Here is an 18,676-nt window from a genome sequence, read left to right as displayed (position 1 = left end):
TCGAGTCGAAGCCCTACAGTAACCATGACAGTGGTGTTCAACTTAAGGAGCGTCCGGTGACACCGGAGAGCCAAGCCCGGATCACTGCACACGGGCAGCCGAGCGACGAGCCGCACGCCCAACACGCGGAGGAGCCCGAGGGCCACGGGCACGGACACCCGGCCCCACCAGCGCCGAACCCGCGCCGCTGGGTGATCCTGACGCTCCTGTGCATGGCCCAGTTCATGCTCATCGTCGATGTGACCGTGGTGAACGTCGCGCTGCCGTCGATCGGTGACGACCTCACCCTCTCGCCGGCCGCGATGACCTGGGTGGTCACCGCGTACACGCTGCTCTTCGGCAGTCTGCTGCTGCTCGGGGGGCGGCTGGGCGACTTCCTCGGCCGCCGGCGTACGTTCCTCGGCGGCCTCGCCCTGTTCACCGTGGCGTCGCTGTTCTCAGGACTGGCCGAAAGCAGCGGCACCCTGATCGCCGCCCGCGCTGCCCAGGGTGTCGGCGCCGCCTTCCTCTCCCCGGCCGCCATGGCCACGGTGATGGCCACGTTCCAGGGCCCCGAGCGCAATCGCGCCCTGGGTGTCTGGGCGGCGATCGGCGGCACGGGCGCGGCGTTCGGCGTGCTCCTCGGCGGCGTGCTGACCTCGGGGCCGGGCTGGGAGTGGGCGTTCTTCATCAACGTGCCGATCGGCCTCATCGTGCTCCTCCTGGTGCCCGTCCTGGTCAAGGAGGACGGCCCGACCACCGGGCCCGGCGGCCGCCACAAGGGCATCGACCTGCCCGGCGCGCTCACCATGACGGCGGCGCCCGCTCTGCTCATCTACGGCCTGGTGCAGGCGCGCGACCACGGCTTCGGCGACGCCGCCGCCTGGGGCCCGCTGCTCGCCGCGGCGCTCTGCGCGGCCCTGTTCGTGCTGGCGGAGCGCGCCACGGCCTCCCCCCTCGTGCGGCTGTCCTTCCTGGCACGGCGCTCCATGGCCGGTGGCTGCCTGGTCATGCTGGCCTCTGCGGGCGTACTGATCTCCGGATTCTTCCTGTGCTCGCTCTACCTCCAGCACGTGCTGGGCTACAGCGCCCTGCGCACCGGTCTGATGTTCCTCCCGGCGGCGCTGGCCACCACCATCGGCGCGCACCTGGCCTCCCAGGCGGTGGCCCGGATCGGCTGGCGCGTGACGTCCGCCTCGGGCCTGGTCATCGCTGCGGTCGGCGGTCTGCTGCTGTCCGGCGTCGACCGCGGGAACGCCTGGGCCGAGGTGCTGCCCGGGTTCGCCCTGCTCTCCTTCGGCCTCGGGATCGGCTTCGTCTGCGCCATCACCAGCGCCATGCACGGCGTGGGTCACTTGGACGCGGGGCTCGGTTCCGGTCTGGTGAACACCGCGCACGAACTCGGCGCCTCGCTGGGCATCGCAGTGGTCGCGGCCGTCGCGGGGGCCGGCCTGGAAGGCGCCGGCGCCCCCTCGCTCGACGGCTTCGGCAACGCCTTCGTGGCCTGTGCGGTCATCTCGGTCGTCGCGGCCGTGGGCGGTCTGACGCTGCTGCCCAAGGAGCGCCCCGACCCGTCGGCGGGACCGATTATGGCCCACTGACCCAAGACGCCGCGCCCGCCGGGCGCGGCCCCATGAGCCGCGAAAATCGCCCTTCCGGAGAAAATCCGGTGGGGCGATTTGACATGCCCTTTTTGATGAACAGAGGAGCAAACTCTCATTTCGATACCCACTTGACTCCGTCACTTCTCTGTCGAATAGTTATGGCCGCCGTTTGGCTGAAAGCGACGACACGGGGAGGGCACTTGCAGAAGGGGTTCGAGAAAATCGGTAGATCCGAGGGGGAGGCCGAAACAAAGGATGCGGACTGTCGACGCATTCTGATCATCGATCCCGACCCCTCTTCCAGACTGCTGCTCAGGCAGTTCGCCCTGGACAGCGGGCTTTCCCAGTCCGTACTCGCGGCCGCCTGCGCCGCTGACATCCCGTCGGACTCGGTGACCGGTCCGGTCACCCTGGTGCTGCCGTCATCGCTGGGTGTGCGCGACCTGCCGCTACTCAGCCCGCTCCTGCTCCACCCGGCGACGCATGTCGTCCTGGTCCTGCGCTCGCTGATGCAGGATCAGCTCGACACCGCGCAGTGGGTGCTCGCCCATGCGGTACTGCGCCTGGAGGACCTCAAGGAGACCTCGGCGCGCGAGGTGCTCACGCCGCGCTCCCGCGGGACGATCACCGTGTCCTCCGAGGCGTTTCACCAGGTCGTCCGCCTCGCATCAGGGGTTTCGGGCAACGAGGCCGCACGTCCGCGCCTGACGGAACGGGAACGCGAGACGCTCTGGGCGGTTTCCCAGGGACTGAGCAACCGCCGTATCGCCCGTCGCATGGGCATCACCGAGCACGGCGTGAAACGGCATCTGGCCAATGTGATGAGCAAGTTGAACTGCCAGAACCGCGCCTCCGCGGTAGCCGTCGCACTGCGCAGCGGGCTGCTCGATCTCGACAGCGCCGACAGCGCGGCCGTCTGACACCACCTCTGCCCCATTTCCGCCCCACCTGCCCCGGTCCGCCCCACAGAACGAAGGGCGGCTCATCGTTACGCGGAAACAGCTCCCCAAGGAGATTCGTCATGACTGAATACCGCCTTGACGTGACGCAGAGAAGTGTCACAGCAAACGGCCTAGTAATTCACTTTGCAAAGAACTCTGCTCCGGAATTTCCCGTCGTCGGAACGGCGTCCACCAGCGATGCCCCCCGGGTGCGGATCGAGTCCCGGATATCGTCCGCAGCGCTTGACCGCATCGAACAGAGTGCGGCCGAGCGATGTATCGGCGTGTCGGCCGTCCTGGTCACCGCGACGGCCGACGCGGTCCGGCTGTGGGCCCGCCACTGCGCCTTCGCGCTCGCGGTCACCCGCCCCGGCACCGCCACGCCCCGCGAGGTCCTGTGCGACCTGCCGGACGGCGCCTCGTTCGCCGACCGCGCACAACACATGCACGAGCAGCTGGTCCGCGAGGCGGACGAGGCCGGCGACCCGGCGCTGCGCACCGGCCCCGTCTGGCACACGGCCGTGGGCGAGGCCGGCCTGACCGTCGTATGGGAGATACCCAAGGGGTCGCTCCCGCACGGAATCGACGCCGAACTCACCGCCGTCTGCGAGCGGCTGCTCGAACTCCTCGCGGACGACCCCACCGCCTGGGACCGCACCGGACGGATCGCCGACCTTCCGGCCTGGCAGCTCGCCGAGCGCGCCGCCGCCAACGACACCGCTGCCGACCTGCCCGCGGCCACCCTGTGCGGACTCGTCGAGGACCGTGCCGTCCAGTGCCCCGACGCCCCCGCCGTGATCGCCCACGACGGCACCCGGCTCACCTACCGCGAGGTCGTCTCCGACGCCCGCCGCCTCGCCCGCCGTCTGACCGCTCTCGGCACGCCGCCGGGCCAGCTGGTCGCCGTGGTGATCGACAAGGGCCTCGCCCAGGTCCCCGCGGTCCTCGGCGTCACCCTCGCCGGCGCCGCCTATCTGCCGATCGACCCGCAGTGGCCGGCCGCGCGCCGCGCCCAGCTCATCGAGCAGGGCCTCGTGCGGACCGTGGTCACCACGCCCCGCCTGCGCGACGAACTGGAGTGGCCCGAGGACATCCGTCTCATCACCCTCGATGACGCCGAGGTCCGCGCCGAGGCCAACGGCCCCCTCGCCGCCCGGCCCGGCCCCGCCGACCTCGCGTACGTCATCTTCACCTCGGGTTCGACGGGCCGGCCCAAGGGCGTGGTGATCGACCACCGCGGCGCCGTCAACACCATCCAGGACATCAACGAACGCTTCGGCGTCGGCCCCGACGACCGGATCCTCGCCCTGTCCTCGCTCAGCTTCGACCTGTCCGTGTACGACGTCTTCGGCGCGCTGGCCGCCGGTGCCGCCGTGGTGATGCCCGCGCCGGGCCGCGCCCACGACCCGGAGCACTGGTCGGAACTGGTCCAGCGGCACGACGTGAGCGTGTGGAACTCGGTGCCCGCGCTGCTGCGCGTCTGGCTGGAGGCCCCCACGCCCGTGCCCGCCACGGCTCCGCTGCGCCTGGTGATGCTCAGCGGGGACTGGATCCCGGTGACGCTGCCCGACGCGCTGCGCTCGGTGTTCCCGACGGCGCGTGTGATCAGCCTGGGAGGTGCGACCGAGGCGTCGGTCTGGTCGATCCACCACCCCATCGAGGAGGTCCCCGCGGAGTGGAGCCGCATTCCGTACGGCAAGCCCCTGGCCAACCAGACGATGCATGTGCTCGACGACCGCCTCGACCCGTGCCCGGTGTGGGCCACCGGCGAGATCTGGATCGGCGGCGTCGGCGTGGCCAAGGGCTACTGGGCGGACGCGGACAAGACGCGCGAGCGGTTCGTCACCCACCCGGTGACCGGGGAGCGCCTGTACCGGACCGGCGACGTGGGCCGGTACCTGCCGGGCGCCGACATCGAGTTCCTCGGCCGTGAGGACACCCAGGTCAAGGTCAACGGGTACCGCATCGAGCTCGACGAGATCGCCGCCGTGCTTCGCCGCCGCCCCGGCGTCCACGAGGCCCTCGTCACCGTCGCCACCAACCCCGTCACGGACCGGGGCCAGCTCGTCGCCTACGTGGTGCCCGAGCAGCCCGGCGGCGGCGAACAGCACACCGCCGAGCGGCCCGCCCCCGACTTCGACGCGGACCGCGCCTGGACCGGGGCCCTTGACGCGGCGGGCCAGGAGCTGACGGCCGCGACCGGTGAACTCGCGCCCGCCGTCGCGACGTTCCGGGACATGTGGCACCGTCTCGCGGCACTCGCGCCCACCGTGATGGCCCGCAACCTGGCCCGGCTCGGCGTCCTCACCGCGGCCGGCGCCACGGCCACCGCCGACTCGGTCGTCGAGGGGTGCGGCGTACGCCCGCACTACCGCGGCCTGGTCGACCAGTGGCTGGCCGTGCTCGCCGACGCCGGCATCCTCGGCCGCACCGCCCGACCGGGCGAGTACCGCTGCGCCGACGCGCTCGACGCCGATGCGCTCGACGCCCGGATCGACGCGGAACTCGACGCCCTGTCACCGGCCGACGCGGACCGGCAGCTGAGCGCGTACTTCACCGGCTGCATCCGCCGCCAGCTCGATCTGCTGACCGGCGCCGTGCGGCCGCTGCAGCTGCTGCTGCCCGACGGCGACTGGCGCGTCACCAAGGCCCTGTACGCGGACAATCCCGCGGCCCTGCTGCAGAACCGCGTCGCGGCGAAGGCCGTGCGCCGCTTCGTCGACGAATTCACCGGCGGGCGCAAGGTGCGCATCGTCGAACTCGGCGCGGGCACGGGCGCCACCGCGGACCAGGTGCTGCCCGCGCTCCCCGCCGACCGTGTCGAGTACCTCTTCACGGACCTGTCTACGGCGTTCACCGAGTCGGCCCGCAGCCGGTACGCGTCCGCGCACCCCTTCGTCGACTACGGCCTGTACGACATCGACGGCGTCCCGGTGGAACAGGGCCTGGCGTTGGGCGCGTTCGACGTCGTCGTCGCCGCGAACGTGCTGCACGACGCGAAGGACCTCGGCCGGACCCTGAAGCACGTACGCTCCCTGCTCGCCCCCGGCGGCCTGCTCGTCCTCGTCGAGGGCACGGTCAACTCCCCCCTGAACATGATCAGTTTCGCGTTCCTGGAAGGGTTCGGGAACTACCAGGACCAGCGGTCCGCGACCCTGCTCTCGGTGACCGAGTGGCGTGAGGAGCTGGCGGCCGCCGGATTCCGGCGGGCCGCGTCGGTGCCGGACGGTCCCCCGGTCGTGGACGCGCTCGCCCAGCACGTGATCGTCGCGAGCGCACCGGACGACGGCAACGTCCTCGACGTGTCGCGGCTCGGCCAGGCGCTCGGCGAGCTGCTGCCGGAGTACATGGTCCCGCACCACTTCGTCACCCTCGACGCGCTGCCGCTGAGCGCCAACGGCAAGGTGGACCGCGCGGCACTGCCCTCACCGTGGCGCGAGTCGTCCACGCAGGACCACACGGCGCCGCACACCGATCTGGAGCGCCGCCTGCACGAAATCTGGAGCGACGCGCTCGGCAGGGACGACTTCGGCATCGACGACAACTTCTTCGACCTGGGCGGCGACTCGCTGCACGCGGTCCGCATCGTCGGCAGGTTCCGAACCGAACTGGGCCTGAACGAGGTGGGCGACGAGGCCATCGACATGTTCTTCGACGCCCCCACCATCGCCGAACTCGCCCGGGTGCTGGCCGCACGGGCGGAGGTCGGCGCATGAGCCGGCACGCGCCGTTCCCGCTCACGCCTCTTCAGGAGGCGTATCTGGTGGGCACGTCCGACCTGGTGGAACTCGGTGGCTTCCAACCCGGCTACTACGTCGAACTGGACCTGGTCGACCTCGATGTGGCCCGTGCCCAGGCTGCCGTCGACCGGCTGATCCGCCGCCACGACCACCTGCGGGTGGTGGTGGACGCGTCCGGGACACAGCGGGTGCTCACCGAGGGGGAGACCGGCCCGTACCGGTTCACGGTCACGGATCTGACCGGCCTCGACATGCGGCAGCAGGAGGACGCGCTCGCCCGGACGCGGCGACGGATGTGCGAGGAGGGCGTCGACCCGACGCGCTGGCCCCTGTTCGACGTGGTCGTGCAGCGGCTGCGGCCCGGCCGGGTGCGCGCGCACATCGCCATGAGCCTACTGCTGCTCGACGGGCGCGGCATCCGGCAGACGATGGACGAGTGGCGCGCGTACTACCACGATCCGGGCCTGGCGCCGGACCGCCCGGAGCACACCTACCGCGACTGCCTCCTCGCCCTGCTCGACCACGAGAACAGCGACGCCTACCGCACCCAGTGGCGGTACTGGGAACAGCGCCTCGACACCCTGCCGGACGCGCCCCGACTGCCCCTCGCCGTCCAGACGTCGGCCATCCGTCCGGTGCGCTTCACCCGGCGCGTCCACCGGCTCAGCCGCGCCCAGTGGACGGCCCTGTCCGCGACGTTCCGCAAGCACCGCGTGCTCGCCACCTCGGCGATGCTACACGTGTTCGCGGAGGCGATCGGCGCATGGGCGTCGGCTCCGCACTTCTGCCTGAACATGCTGCACCAGAACTGGGCGTCCGCCCGGCCGGAGGCGGCCGGGGTCATGGGCCAGTTCGGGGCCACGCTCCCGGTCGAGGTCGACCTGCTGGCCGGCGACGACTTCTTCGCCCGCGCCCAGAACCTGCAGCGTCAGGTGGTCAAGGACCTCCAGAACTCCGATGTGGCCGGCGTGCGCATCACCCGTGAGCTGGCCGCACGCCGCGGCTGGACCTCGCGCGCCGCGCTGCCGTACGTGTTCACGAGCATGCTCTCGCCGGCATCCGCCCACGGACGGCAGCACGGCGAGACACCCGAGGCCCGGCACGGACGCCTCGCCTGCCGCGAGGTGCACAGCGATCTGCGCACGCCGCAGGTCCTGATCGACAACCAGCTGCACGACGGGGCCGACGGCGGTGTCGACTGCATCTGGGACACCGTCGACGACGCATTCGCGCCCGGCCTGCCGGACCTCATGTTCGCGGCGTACGCCCGGATGCTCGACACCCTGGCGGCCCCCGACGGTGCCGCGGCACGGCCCGACCCGGTGCCCGACGCCCACCGGGCCGTCGTCGCGGCCCTCAACCCGGCGCCTTCGGACCCCCCGGCCGGGCGTCTGGAGGACGGATTCCTGGAGCAGGCGGCGCTGCGCCCCGACGCGCCCGCCGTCCTGACCACCGAACGGACCCTTACCTACGGCGAACTGGAGCTGCGCTCAAGGGCGTTGGCGCACGCGCTCGCCGGGCACGGCGTCGGCCGCGGTGACGTCGTGCCGGTCGTCATGGCCAAGGGCTGGGAGCAGATCGTCGGCGTGCTCGGCGTGCTGCGCACCGGGGCCGCGTACTGCCCGATCGATTCGGCCCTGCCGGACGAACGCATCGCCCATCTGCTGGACGGCTGCTCCGCGCCGGCCGTCCTGGTACAGCCCGCGGCTGTGGAGCGGATTCGCGGACTCGGGGACCGGCCGGTGCTGTGCGTCGACGCGGCCCCGGTGGCACCGGGGCCGTTCACCGCGCCCGGGAGCGGGCCGGAGGATCTCGCGTACATCATCTACACCTCGGGCTCCACCGGGCTGCCCAAGGGCGTGATGATCGAGCACGGCCCCGCCCTCAACACGGTGGTGGACATCAACGAGCGGGTCGGACTCGGCCCGGAAGACCGGGTCTTCTGTATCTCCTCGCTCAGCTTCGACCTGTCCGTGTGGGACGTGTTCGGCACCCTCGCCGCGGGGGCCGCCCTGGTGCTGCCGCGGGCGAGCGCCCGTCCTGACCCGCTGGGCTGGGCCGAGACGGCCGCCACGTTCGGCGCGACGGTGTGGAATTCCGTGCCCGCCCTGGCGCAGATGATGGCCGAAGCGGACGGCGCGGCGCCCGGGGTGGGCACGCCACCGATCCGGGCGTTCCTGATGAGCGGCGACTGGATCCCGACCACCCTGCCGGACCTGCTGCGGGAACGGTGGCCACAGGTGCGGCTCATCGCGTTGGGCGGCGCCACCGAGGCCTCGATCTGGTCGAACATCCACGAGATCGAGGAGCCGGACCCCGCGTGGCGCAGCGTCCCGTACGGTGTGCCGCTGCGCAACCAGACGATGCGGGTGCTCGACCACCGCTACGACGTGCGCCCGCCCTGGGCCGTGGGCCGCATCCACATCGGCGGGGCCGGCCTGAGCCGGGGCTACTGGCGGGACGCGGACCGCACCGCCGACCGCTTCGTACCGCACCCGGTCACCGGCGAGCGGCTCTACGCGACCGGGGACCTGGGCTGCTACCGGCCGGACGGCACCATCGAGTTCCTGGGCCGTGAGGACCGGCAGCTGAAGATCCAGGGATTCCGCGTGGAACCCGGTGAGGTCGAGGCGGCGCTCCTCGATCACCCGGCGGTGCGGCGCAGCGCGGTCGACGCGGTGAGCACGGCCGGTGGTCAGCGGCGCCTGGCCGCCCTGGTCGTCCCGGCCGAGGGCGCACGGCCCGAGCCCCGGGAGCTGCTCGCCCATCTGCGGGCGCGGTTGCCGCACTATCTGGTACCCGGCCGGCTCCAGGTGGTCGACTCGCTGCCGCTGACCCCGAACGGCAAGGTGGACGTCAAGGGCGCCCTCGCCGCGCTCGCCGCCACGGCCCCGACGGCCGCGGACGACACACAGCCCGCGACACCGGGCGACGACGGTCCGGTGCAGCGGCTCTGCGCCCTGTGGTCGGAGCTGCTCGAGGTGCCGTCGGTGGACGCGGACAGCGACTTCTTCTCGCTGGGCGGCAATTCGCTGCTCGCCCTGCGCCTCGTCAACCGGATCCGGACCGATCTCGGCGCCGGGCTCTCCTTCGGCCAGGTCTTCGAGGCCCCGACGGTGCGGGCGCTCGCGGCACGCATCGCACAGTACGAGAGTCCGGGCGAGGGGACCGGAAGCCTCGTCTCGCTGCCCGGCGGCGGCCGGTCCGGTGGGCGGGAGCTGTTCCTGTTCCATCCGGTGGGCGGCTCGGTGGCGGCCTACGCGCCGCTCGCCCGGGCCTGGGACGGCCCCGTGCACGCCTTCCAGAGCGCGGCCCTCGCGCGGGGCACGGCACGGGCGCTGCCGGCCGACGTGCCGGAGATGGCGCGGGCCTACCGTGCGGAACTGCAGGCGCTGCGCCCCGAAGGGCCGTACCTGCTCGGCGGCTGGTCGATGGGCGGCATCCTGGCCCACGAGGTCGCGGCGCAACTTGCCGAACAGGGCCACGAAGTCGCGACGTTCATGATCGACAGCGACCTCACCGAGGTCCGCGGCACCCGCACCGAGCGCGAGCGGCACACGGAGTTCCTGACCGACCTGGCCGGGGGGCGTCTGCCGGCCTCCCTCGAAGCGGCCGTGCGCGCCGCGCCGGAGGACGACCTGGCGGAGGCGGCCGTGCGGGCGGCGGTCGAACACGGGTTGCTGCCGCCGGATTCGGGCGCCGACCAGTACGCGCTGCTGAAGAACGTCCACGCTCACCATCTGGCGACCCTCGACGCCCATCGGCCGCAGAAGCTCGACGCACCGGTCCTGCTGTTCGTGGCAGGACAGGTGGAGCGCGCCGATCCGGTACCGGCCTGGCTGAACCTCTGCCCCCGCCTGGAGGTGGACGTCCACCCCGAGGACCACTACTCGATCGTCGCGGGCGACCGGCTCACCGCCGTCGCCGAACGCGTCCAGGCGTGGGCGGGCCCACCCGCCGCCCGCACCCACCTCACCAAGGAGCTGCCGTGACCCACACCGCCACCGACGCCGCGGTCCTCGGCCTCACCCGGGACGACGTCCGCCAGGCCGTCGCCGACATCCTCGGCATGGCGCCCGAGGTCATCGACCACGAGCGGAACCTGATCTCGTACGGCATGGACTCGATGCGCATGATGCGCCTCGCCGGGGCCTGGCGTAAGGCCGGTGCCACCACCACGTTCCGCGATCTCGCGGAGGAGCCCACGGTGGAGCGCTGGCACGCGCTGCTCACCGCGGGACGGGCGACGCCGGCGTCCGTGGTGCCCGCGCAGCGGCCGGCACGGCGCTCGACCGGGGACCCGTTCGCGCTGACCCCCGTGCAGCAGGCGTACTGGATCGGCCGGGGCCAGGGCATGGCCCTCGGGTCCGTCGCCTGCCACGCGTACCTGGAGTTCGACGGGCAGGGCGTGGACCGCGGCCGCCTGGAGTCGGCCGTGCGCGCGGTGATCGCCCGGCACCCGATGCTGCGGGCCCGCTTCCTCGACGACGGGCGCCAGCAGATCCTCGCCGACAGCGGGTGGACCGGGCTGACCGTGCACGACTTCACCTCGTACGGGGACAAGGACGCGCGGCGCCGCGCCGAGGAGGTGCGCGAGGGACTTTCGCACCGCGTGCTCGACGTCGCCGCCGCCGAGACGCTGGACGTGCAGCTGTCCCTGCTGCCCGCGGGCCGCACCCGGATCCACTTCAACATCGATCTGCTGGTGGCGGACGTAGCGAGCATCGAGCTCGTCCTCGCCGACCTGGCGACGGCCTACACCGGGACGCCGCTGCCCGCCGCCCCCGCCTACGACTTCGGCCAGTACCTGGAGGACCACCGGTCCTGGTGCGGCCCGCTCACCGCCCCGGACAGCCCGGCGGGCCGGGCGCGCGCCTACTGGCAGGAGCAGTTGCCGCAACTGCCCGCGCAAGGGCCCGCGCTGCCCCTCGCGGTGCGGCCCGAGCAGGTGACGCGGTCGCGGTTCAGCCGCCGTCGCCTCACCCTCGGCAAGGCCACCTGGGAGTCGATCACTGAGCGGGCCAGGGAATACAGCCTGACCCCCGCGATGGTCCTCGCGACCGCGTACGCGCAGGTGCTCGCCGCCTGGAGCGAGACGGACGACTTCCTGCTCAACGTCCCGCTCTTCGACCGGCAGCCCCTCGCCCCCGAAGTGCCCGGCATGGTCGCCGACTTCACCAATCTCGTACTGCTGCGGGTGGACGCGGCACACCCGATGCCGTTCGCCGATCGGGCCCGCGCCTTGCAACGCCAGCTTCAGCAGAACGCCTCGCACGCCGAGTACTCCACCCTCAACGTGCTGCGGGACCTGCGCAGAGCCCGCCGCGACAAACGGGTCGGTGCCCCCGTGGTGTTCGCCTGCAACCTCGACTCGCAGTGGGTCGGCCCCGAGTTCGAGGCGGCCCTCGGGGAGTGGACCTGGATGCTGTCGCAGACGCCGCAGGTCTGGCTCGACCACCAGGTGTACAAGGTCGGCGACGAGGTGGTGCTCGCCTGGGACGCGGTCGACGAACTGTTTCCCGAGGGGCTCATCGACACCATGCTCGACGCCTACGGGGCGCTTCTGGAGGAGCTGGCCGCTCAACCGGACAGCTGGTCACGTCCCCCGCGGATCGCCTCGCCCGAGCAGCTGCCGGAGGTCGCCCGATGAACATGCTCGACCTCGCCACCGGCTCCCGCTGCTTCAAGCGCTTCCACCCGACGCCGGACCACCGCGCCCACCTCGTCTGCTTCCCGCACGCAGGCGGCTCAGCCACGACATACTTCCCCCTCTCACGGCAACTCACGTGTCAGGCCCCATCATTGAACGTACTCGCCGTCCAGTACCCGGGCCGCCAGGACCGCAGGAACGAGCCGCTGATCGACGACGTGCACGCGCTCGCCGCACAGGTCCACCGGGAACTGCTGCCCGTCCTGGACGGCAGACCGCTCGCCCTGTTCGGCCACAGCATGGGCGCGGTCGTCGCCTACGAGGTGACCCGGCTGCTCGAACACGACTCGGCCACGGTGCCGGCGGTGCTCTTCGCCTCCGGTCGCAGAGCACCGTCCAGGCTGCGCGACGAGTGGACGCACCTCAAGGACGACGCGGGGCTCGTCGACGACCTGCGCACCCTCGACGGCACGGACGCCGAGATCCTCGCCGACAAGGACCTGATGCGGACCGTGCTGCCCGCCATCCGCGGCGACTACCGGGCGATCGAGACGTACCGCCACCGCTCCGGCCCCGAACCGAGTTGTCCCATCGCTGTTCTCGCGGGCCGGGACGACGCCCGCACCACGACGGACGAGCTGGTGGACTGGCGGCACCACACCACCGGCTCGCACTCGCTCACCGTCTACCCGGGAGGCCACTTCTTCCTGAACGACCACACGGCCGACATAGCCGGTCTCCTGGTGGAACATCTGCGAGCGGCGGGCGTTTCGTGAACAGGTACGACCGGAGGCCGGCGTCGCGGCATGAACGTCCAAATTTCCACCCTGCGGGCGTTGACCCGCTCGTGGTCCCACGTCGACTCTGACAGGAAGAACTGCAGCCGCTGCACCGAGGGGTGCTGGGCACCGGCCACCGGCTCCGTGCCGGCCGGGCAGGTCAGGGTCTTGTTCCGGTCCCGCGGCAGCAGCAGCCCCCGCGGGGTACTCACGGAACCCGCGGCGCTGTGCCAATGTGGAGAGCAGGTCGTCGAAGCGTGCCGCATAGGCATCCAGCGGCCCCGGAGCGGGCGGACACGGCAGACGACGGGTCGTCACAGCCCTCCGGGCGGCGAGGCGACGTTCCTCTGCTACCGGCCTACTACGACGCTGACCCCCTGCCAACAAACCGCCGCTGAAGTGTCCGCACGGCAAGGAAGGCGGCCGGCGGCCGGTTCCCCGGGGTCAGCCCGACTTCGGCGGCTTCTGCGCGTCGAAGGCGAAGAGAGTGTTATTGGCCGCGGCCACGATCACTGCACGCCCCGCGACGGTCACGCGCGGGCTTGCGCCCTGCTCGCCCGTCAAACCATCGGCCTGCGGATCTGTTGTCCACAGGGGTGTGCCATTGTGCGGCGACAGCGCGACCACCCGGCCGGTGGCCGAGCTGAAATACAACGCGTCGGCTCCCGCCACGGGACCCGACGCGCCCTCAACGCCCGTCTGCCGGGACCACTTCTTCCGGCCGGTCGCGGGGTCGAGCGCTGTGACGAGACCGGTCTGCCTGCTCACGTAGAGGGTGCCGTCCGCCATGCCGGGCGTCCCCGCGTATGTCCTGGCCAGCCGGGAGTACGTGACCTTCCGCGAGGCCGGGTCGACCCGCGCCACCCCGTCGTAGCCGGCCAGTGCCGTTCCCTCCATGTGCCCCAGAAAGAGTACGAGTTTGCCGTTGGCGACGCCCATCGGCACGGCGGGGCCGTCAACCGCGATGGGCCTGCCCAGTGTCCCCGAGGCGCGGTCGACCGTATACAGGGTGGGGTGGCGCACCTCTGGGGCATCCAGCTCCGCATTCGTCGCGCACATCGCGACGAGCTGCGGGCCCACCGGGACGGGAGCGCACTGCGTACCCGCGGGGAACGACGTCGTCCAGGCGACCTCACCGCTGTGCGCGTCCCGGGCCTCGAAGCGGGAGTTGGAAGCGTCGACCGTCACGACGGCGGAGCCGACCACAAGGGCGTCCTGAGTCCGGCCCGTGACGGCCTGCGACTGGGCGCCGGACGGCACGGACCACAGCTCCCGGCCGTTGTTCGCGTCGATGGCCACCACCTCGCTGGGAGGATCCTGCGGGGCGTTCTGGGCGGCGAAGCGGTAACCGAGCACCGTATCGTCGGTGGCGCCCACCAGGTGCATGCCCTGGACGGGGATGCCCGGGCTCTTCGCCGTCCACACCCGCGAGCCGTCCAGGGCCCTGATACGGGTCGCGACAACGCCGCCGCCACCGCAGAACAGCGCGTCGCCGCGCGCGACGCAACGCAACTCGTCGGGGATGTCCTCGCTACCGCCCTGCACGGTCCTGCGCCACGGCTCGAAGCCGTCCGGAAGTGCGGCACCCGGCGCCGCAACGCCGTTGCCCTTGTCACCGCCGCTGTTCCCCCCGAGGCCGCCCCCCTTCAGTGCGGCGGCTCCCCCGCCGATCGCTGCCACCGCGACCGCGGCCGCGAGCACAGGACGCCATCGGCGACGCAGACGGCGGCCGATGGTGCCGGCGCTCCCTGTATCGGGACCGGCCGGGGCGGTGGTCGGCGCCGGGGTGGCCCGCGTCGCGAAGTGATGCTGGGTGATCATGTCGCGGGTGCGGCCCGCTCCAACCCCGTTCGCGTCGGTCCCACCGAGGTCGGCCGGCAGGTCCCGCAGCAGCACGAGGAGTTCGTCCGCCGAGGGGCGCCCCTTCGGCTCCTTGTCCAGGCACGACTCGACGACCGCGCGCAATGCCACCGGCACGGCACCCAGCGACGGCTCCTCGTGCACCACCTGATACGCCGTCATGTATGGGCTGTCCGCGTCGAAGGGCCCGTGGCCCGTCGCTGCGTACACCAGCAGCGTCCCCAGCGAGAAGACATCGGACCGCGGCCCCACACCACGCGGCGACTGCAACTGCTCCGGCGACATGAAGGGCGGCGTACCGATGACCCGCCCTGTCATCGTCAGCGTCTGCTGGTCCACGGCGCGCGAAATGCCGAAGTCGATGACGCGCGGGCCCTCGGGCGAGAGCACGACGTTCGAGGGTTTCAGGTCACGGTGGACGACCCCCACCCGGTGGATGTCGCGCAGTGCCTCCGCCAGCCCGATGGCGAGCCTCCTCAGCTCCGTTCCGTTCAGCGGGCCTTCAGCCGCGATGCGCTGGGCGAGCGTGTGCCCCTCGATATAGGTCGTCGCCATCCACGGCTGCTCGGCCTCAGGGGCAGCGTCGACCACGGCGGCGGTGAACGCACCGCTCACCCGCCTCGCCGCCGCCACCTCCTGCCGGAAACGGATGCGGAACTCGTCGTCCCCCGCGAACTGCTGGTGGATCAGTTTGATCGCTACAGGTCGCCCCGAGCTCGTACGGGCCAGAAAGACCGTGCCCATGCCCCCCGAGCCGAGCCGCGCCTCAAGCGGATAACCGCCGATCTCGGCTGGATCACCTCCGCGCAGCGACACTCTTCCCGACCTCCCGTCCCCCGTGCACCTCTGCCGCCACGGGTCTGCGTACCTGTCCTGCACACAAACTAGCCGCAGGGCAGTACGGCAGAGCAAAGCGGGCCCGACCCCGACGCCCGCCTGTTCACCGGTCCGCGCGGCGGACGCATCTCCACCGCAGTCCCGCGCGACGCCACCCACTGGGACGACGTGGTCACCAAGCTCGGCCACGAACACCTGCGCCGCCACGGCCTCCGGCACACTGGACAGATCTGGTTCGCCGACGCAGGAGTCCAGATCCACGTACTGCGACCGATCGCCGGCCACGGTTTCCTGACCACCACCCAGCGCTACCTCCCCCGGACGTACACAAGATCACGGCCGCCGGGGCGGCGCTCTCCGCCCGCCTCGGCGTGCTCCGCGCACCGCGTTCCCTGCCGAGTCCGATCGTCATGACCCGCTGAGGCCAGTCAAGGGCGCCGGTCCCCAAATGGTCCCCAAGAATGGCCAAGGGCCGGTTTCGGATTTCTCCGAAACCGGCCCTGACCTGCGACTGTCTCCAGTCGGGACGACAGGATTTGAACCTGCGACCCCTTGACCCCCAGTCAAGTGCGCTACCAAGCTGCGCCACGTCCCGATGCGATTCATCCCGGTGTACCCGGGTGGCCGTGCAGGACAAACATTACCTCACTCCGCGGCCCCGATCGACGCCCGTGCCTGGTGGGCGCGGTTTGCCAGGGATTCGGCGCCGCAGGCGGTGGCCAGTTTGTGGGCCCTGGCGAGTTCGCGCGGGGAGCTGATCGCGATGCCGTAGTCGGCGAGGGCCAGAGCGTGTTCGTACGCGGACGGGGACGCCTCCAGGTGGCGGACCGACTCGGCGAGCAGATGCGTGGCCTCCTCGGAGCGCGCGAACAGGGCGACACAGCGCAGGGCCTCGCCGATCGCGGTGTCCGTACCGAAGCGTTCGGCATGTGCCCGGGCCGAGGCGGCGAGCCGGGCGGCACGGTCCGGGTCCTCCTCGGCCAGGGCGCGGGCGAGGTCGCCCGCCCAGGGAGCCCATACGCCGTTGAACCTGCCACGGGGTTCAAGGGCCTGACCGGCCGCTTCGAGTTCCGTGACCGCTTCCTCGGTACGGCCTTCGGCCAGCAGCAGCCGGCCGCGTACGCACGGGGCGTCGGGCAGCACCATCGCGCTGGGGTAGGGCGAGCCGAAGTCGTAGCGGTCGGCGATCTGACGGGCCTCGGTGACCCGGCCGCGGGCGACCAGGGTGTCGATGAGCAGACAGGCCGCGTCCCAGTGGACGGGCAGTCCGCTGCCGACACGGTCGGCGAGGCGCAGTCCTTCGCGGAGGAAGCCCTCCGCCTCGGCGAGCCGGCCGCGGCGGCGGTGGACCAGCCCGAGCAGGGTGTGCGCGAACGCCAGGTGCGCACCGCTCCAGCCGGAGATCTCGAAGGCGCGGACGGCCTCGCCGAACAGCTCCTCGGCGCGGTCGAGCTGGTCGGTGAAGGCGTAGGTGATGCCGACGAGCGTCGGGAGTTCGAAGCCCCACTCGGTATCGGTCCAGCCGAGGCCGCGTGCGGGATGGCCGTCGATCAGGGCGCGTTCGCAGAGGTCGACGACGAGCTGGGAGTTCTCGCCCCGCATCATGGCGTCGAAGGCGCGAATGGTGAGCAGGGCGCGCTCGGCGTTGTCGCGGCCGGACAGGTGGTCGGCATTCCGGGCGAGCCGGGCGGAACGGGCGGGTCCATCGTCCTCGGACGCCTGCATGCCCTCCCAGAGGAAGTGGGCGGCCTGAAGCCGCATCAGGCCGGGGCCCGGGGCGGTGCGCGCGGCCTCCGCGGCGAGGGCGCGCGCCGCTTCCTTCAGCTGGTTGTTGTGGGAATGCGCGGCCGCGAGCCGGTAGGTGGCGTCGACGCGCTGGTCGTCGGAGAGTCCGGGCATGTCGAGGGCGGCGCGCAGATACCGGACGGTGGTGGCGGGCGAGCTGAGGAGGGTGGCGCAGCCCAGTTCGTACAGCAGGGTGGCCTTGTCGCGTTGGCTCGGTGGTTCTTCCAGCGCGCGTTCGAGGCAGCGGCGGGCGGCCTCCGGGGCACCGACCGCGAGGTGTTGTCCGGCTGCTTCGCGGAGTTGGCCGACCAGATCCTGGTCGTTGTCCGGGTGCACTTCGAGGAGGTGGCGGGAGGCTGCCGCGGGGCCGAGTCCCGCACGGGTGATCGCCCACGCCGCCCGGCCGTGGAAGGCGGTGCGGGTGGCCGGCGGGATGGAGCGGTACACCGCGGTGGCGATCAGCGGGTGGACGAACTCCAGCGGGTCGAAGCCGGTGACGATACGGGCTTCGCGTAGCCGCGCCGTGCAGTCGGCGGCCTCGGCGGGGCTCATTCCGGCGAGGGTGGCGGCGAGATCCTGCGAGATGTCCGTGCCGAGGACGGCGGCGGCCCAGGCGAACCGGGTGGCATTGGTGCCGAGCCGTTCGAGCCGGGCGACGAGGCCGCTGCCGCGGGCGGACGCGCCGAGTTCGCGCAGCAGCCCGGCCGACTCCTCCAGCGGCACCAGTTCGCGGTCCTGGACCTTGGCGACGAGTTCGACCGCCTCGTAGGGGTTGCCTCCCGTGACGGCCCACACCTCGCGGCAGAACGGGTCGTCGGCGTGTTCGCCGAGGGCCGCGCGGACCAGTACCGCGGTTGCGTCCGGAGTGAGGGCGCGCAGGGCCACCCGGACCTGGGAGGGGTTGGCGCCGCCCGATCCGCTCCCCTCCTGCCGCGCCGCCAGTTCTTCCGGCCGGTGGGCCTGGACGACCAGGACAGGCAGTTCGCCGAGGCGGGCGGTGAACGAGGCGAGCCAGGCGAGGGATTCGCCGTCCGCCCAGTGCGCGTCGTCGACGACGAGCAGCAGCGGGCGGTGGCTCAGTCGGGACGCGAGCCGGGAGACGACGAAGTCGAGGCCGTCCCGTACACCTTGCGGATCCGGCTGGGGACCGCTCGGTTCGGCGAGTCCGAGTGCGGGCGCGGCGATTTCGTACCAGGGCCCGAACAGGGTCCGCACCTCGTCGGGCGGGAACTGGTCGAGAGCGGGTTGCAGCAGTTGGCGCACGACGTGGAACGGCACGGATGTGACCGTTTCACCGCCGCGTGCGGACCAGACCGAGCAGCGGTCGGCGGCCATCGCCCGGATCTCGGCGAGCAGCGCCGTCTTGCCGATGCCGGCCTCGCCGCTGAAGATCAGCAGCCCGCCGACTGCCTGGGCGCCGCACAGGGCGGCCACGGCGTGTGCGGCAGCGGCGAGTTCCGGTTCGCGCTCGTACAGCGGCCGGGACTGCTTCATCCCTACC

Annotated in this window: 8 protein-coding genes, 1 tRNA gene and 1 pseudogene; 7 read left to right on the top strand and 3 right to left on the bottom strand. The window is 72.0% G+C overall.

All coding sequences use genetic code 11. The annotated features are described in order from the left end of the window. Positions 1 to 56: 56 nt before the first annotated feature. From OG936_RS32280 to OG936_RS32255, 6 genes are all read left to right on the top strand, one after another. Positions 57 to 1,580: an MFS transporter gene (locus tag OG936_RS32280; protein ID WP_406499470.1), complete on the top strand. Its 1,524-nt coding sequence runs from the start codon at positions 57 to 59 to the stop codon at positions 1,578 to 1,580. Positions 1,581 to 1,783: 203 nt separating this feature from the next. Beyond that, positions 1,784 to 2,503 carry a response regulator transcription factor gene (locus OG936_RS32275; RefSeq protein ID WP_406499469.1) on the top strand — a complete coding sequence of 240 codons (720 nt, stop codon included), beginning with the start codon at positions 1,784 to 1,786 and terminating at the stop codon, positions 2,501 to 2,503. Positions 2,504 to 2,733: 230 nt separating this feature from the next. Then, a complete protein-coding gene (locus OG936_RS32270) occupies positions 2,734 to 6,240 on the top strand; it encodes an amino acid adenylation domain-containing protein (RefSeq protein WP_406499468.1) in 3,507 nt (1,168 codons plus the stop codon). Then, a complete protein-coding gene (locus OG936_RS32265) occupies positions 6,237 to 10,256 on the top strand; it encodes a non-ribosomal peptide synthetase (RefSeq protein ID WP_406499467.1) in 4,020 nt (1,339 codons plus the stop codon). Before OG936_RS32270 ends, OG936_RS32265 begins: the two co-directional genes overlap by 4 nt. Then, positions 10,253 to 11,914, top strand: a complete 1,662-nt coding sequence (locus OG936_RS32260; protein WP_406499466.1) for a condensation domain-containing protein — start codon at positions 10,253 to 10,255, stop codon at positions 11,912 to 11,914. The genes OG936_RS32265 and OG936_RS32260 overlap by 4 nt, the downstream gene beginning before the upstream one ends. Continuing rightward, on the top strand, positions 11,911 to 12,690 hold the full coding sequence (locus tag OG936_RS32255) for a thioesterase II family protein (RefSeq protein ID WP_406499465.1): 780 nt from the start codon (positions 11,911 to 11,913) through the stop codon (positions 12,688 to 12,690). The genes OG936_RS32260 and OG936_RS32255 overlap by 4 nt, the downstream gene beginning before the upstream one ends. 447 nt (positions 12,691 to 13,137) lie before the next feature. Here OG936_RS32255 and OG936_RS32250 read toward each other — a convergent pair whose 3' ends face one another. Beyond that, positions 13,138 to 15,369 (bottom strand): protein kinase domain-containing protein, encoded by a 2,232-nt coding sequence (locus OG936_RS32250; protein ID WP_406499464.1) that lies wholly within the window; start codon positions 15,367 to 15,369, stop codon positions 13,138 to 13,140. A 96-nt stretch (positions 15,370 to 15,465) separates the two neighbouring features. On the opposite strand from OG936_RS32250, the pseudogene OG936_RS32245 reads away from it, so the two are divergent. Beyond that, a pseudogene (locus tag OG936_RS32245) lies at positions 15,466 to 15,812 on the top strand (tyrosine-type recombinase/integrase); the annotation flags it as partial. 99 nt (positions 15,813 to 15,911) lie between these two features. Here the strand turns inward: OG936_RS32245 and OG936_RS32240 are convergent. Continuing rightward, positions 15,912 to 15,985 (bottom strand) — tRNA-Pro (locus OG936_RS32240). Between the two features lie 50 nt (positions 15,986 to 16,035). Then, entirely contained in the window at positions 16,036 to 18,669 is a 2,634-nt protein-coding gene (locus tag OG936_RS32235) for an ATP-binding protein (RefSeq protein ID WP_406499463.1), read from the bottom strand. Positions 18,670 to 18,676: the final 7 nt, after the last annotated feature.

The sequence above is a fragment of the Streptomyces sp. NBC_00846 genome (assembly GCF_045207325.1).
Lineage (GTDB): Bacteria > Actinomycetota > Actinomycetes > Streptomycetales > Streptomycetaceae > Streptomyces.
Note: the sequence above shows the minus strand (reverse complement) of the source record. Positions and strands in the feature narration are given on the sequence as shown.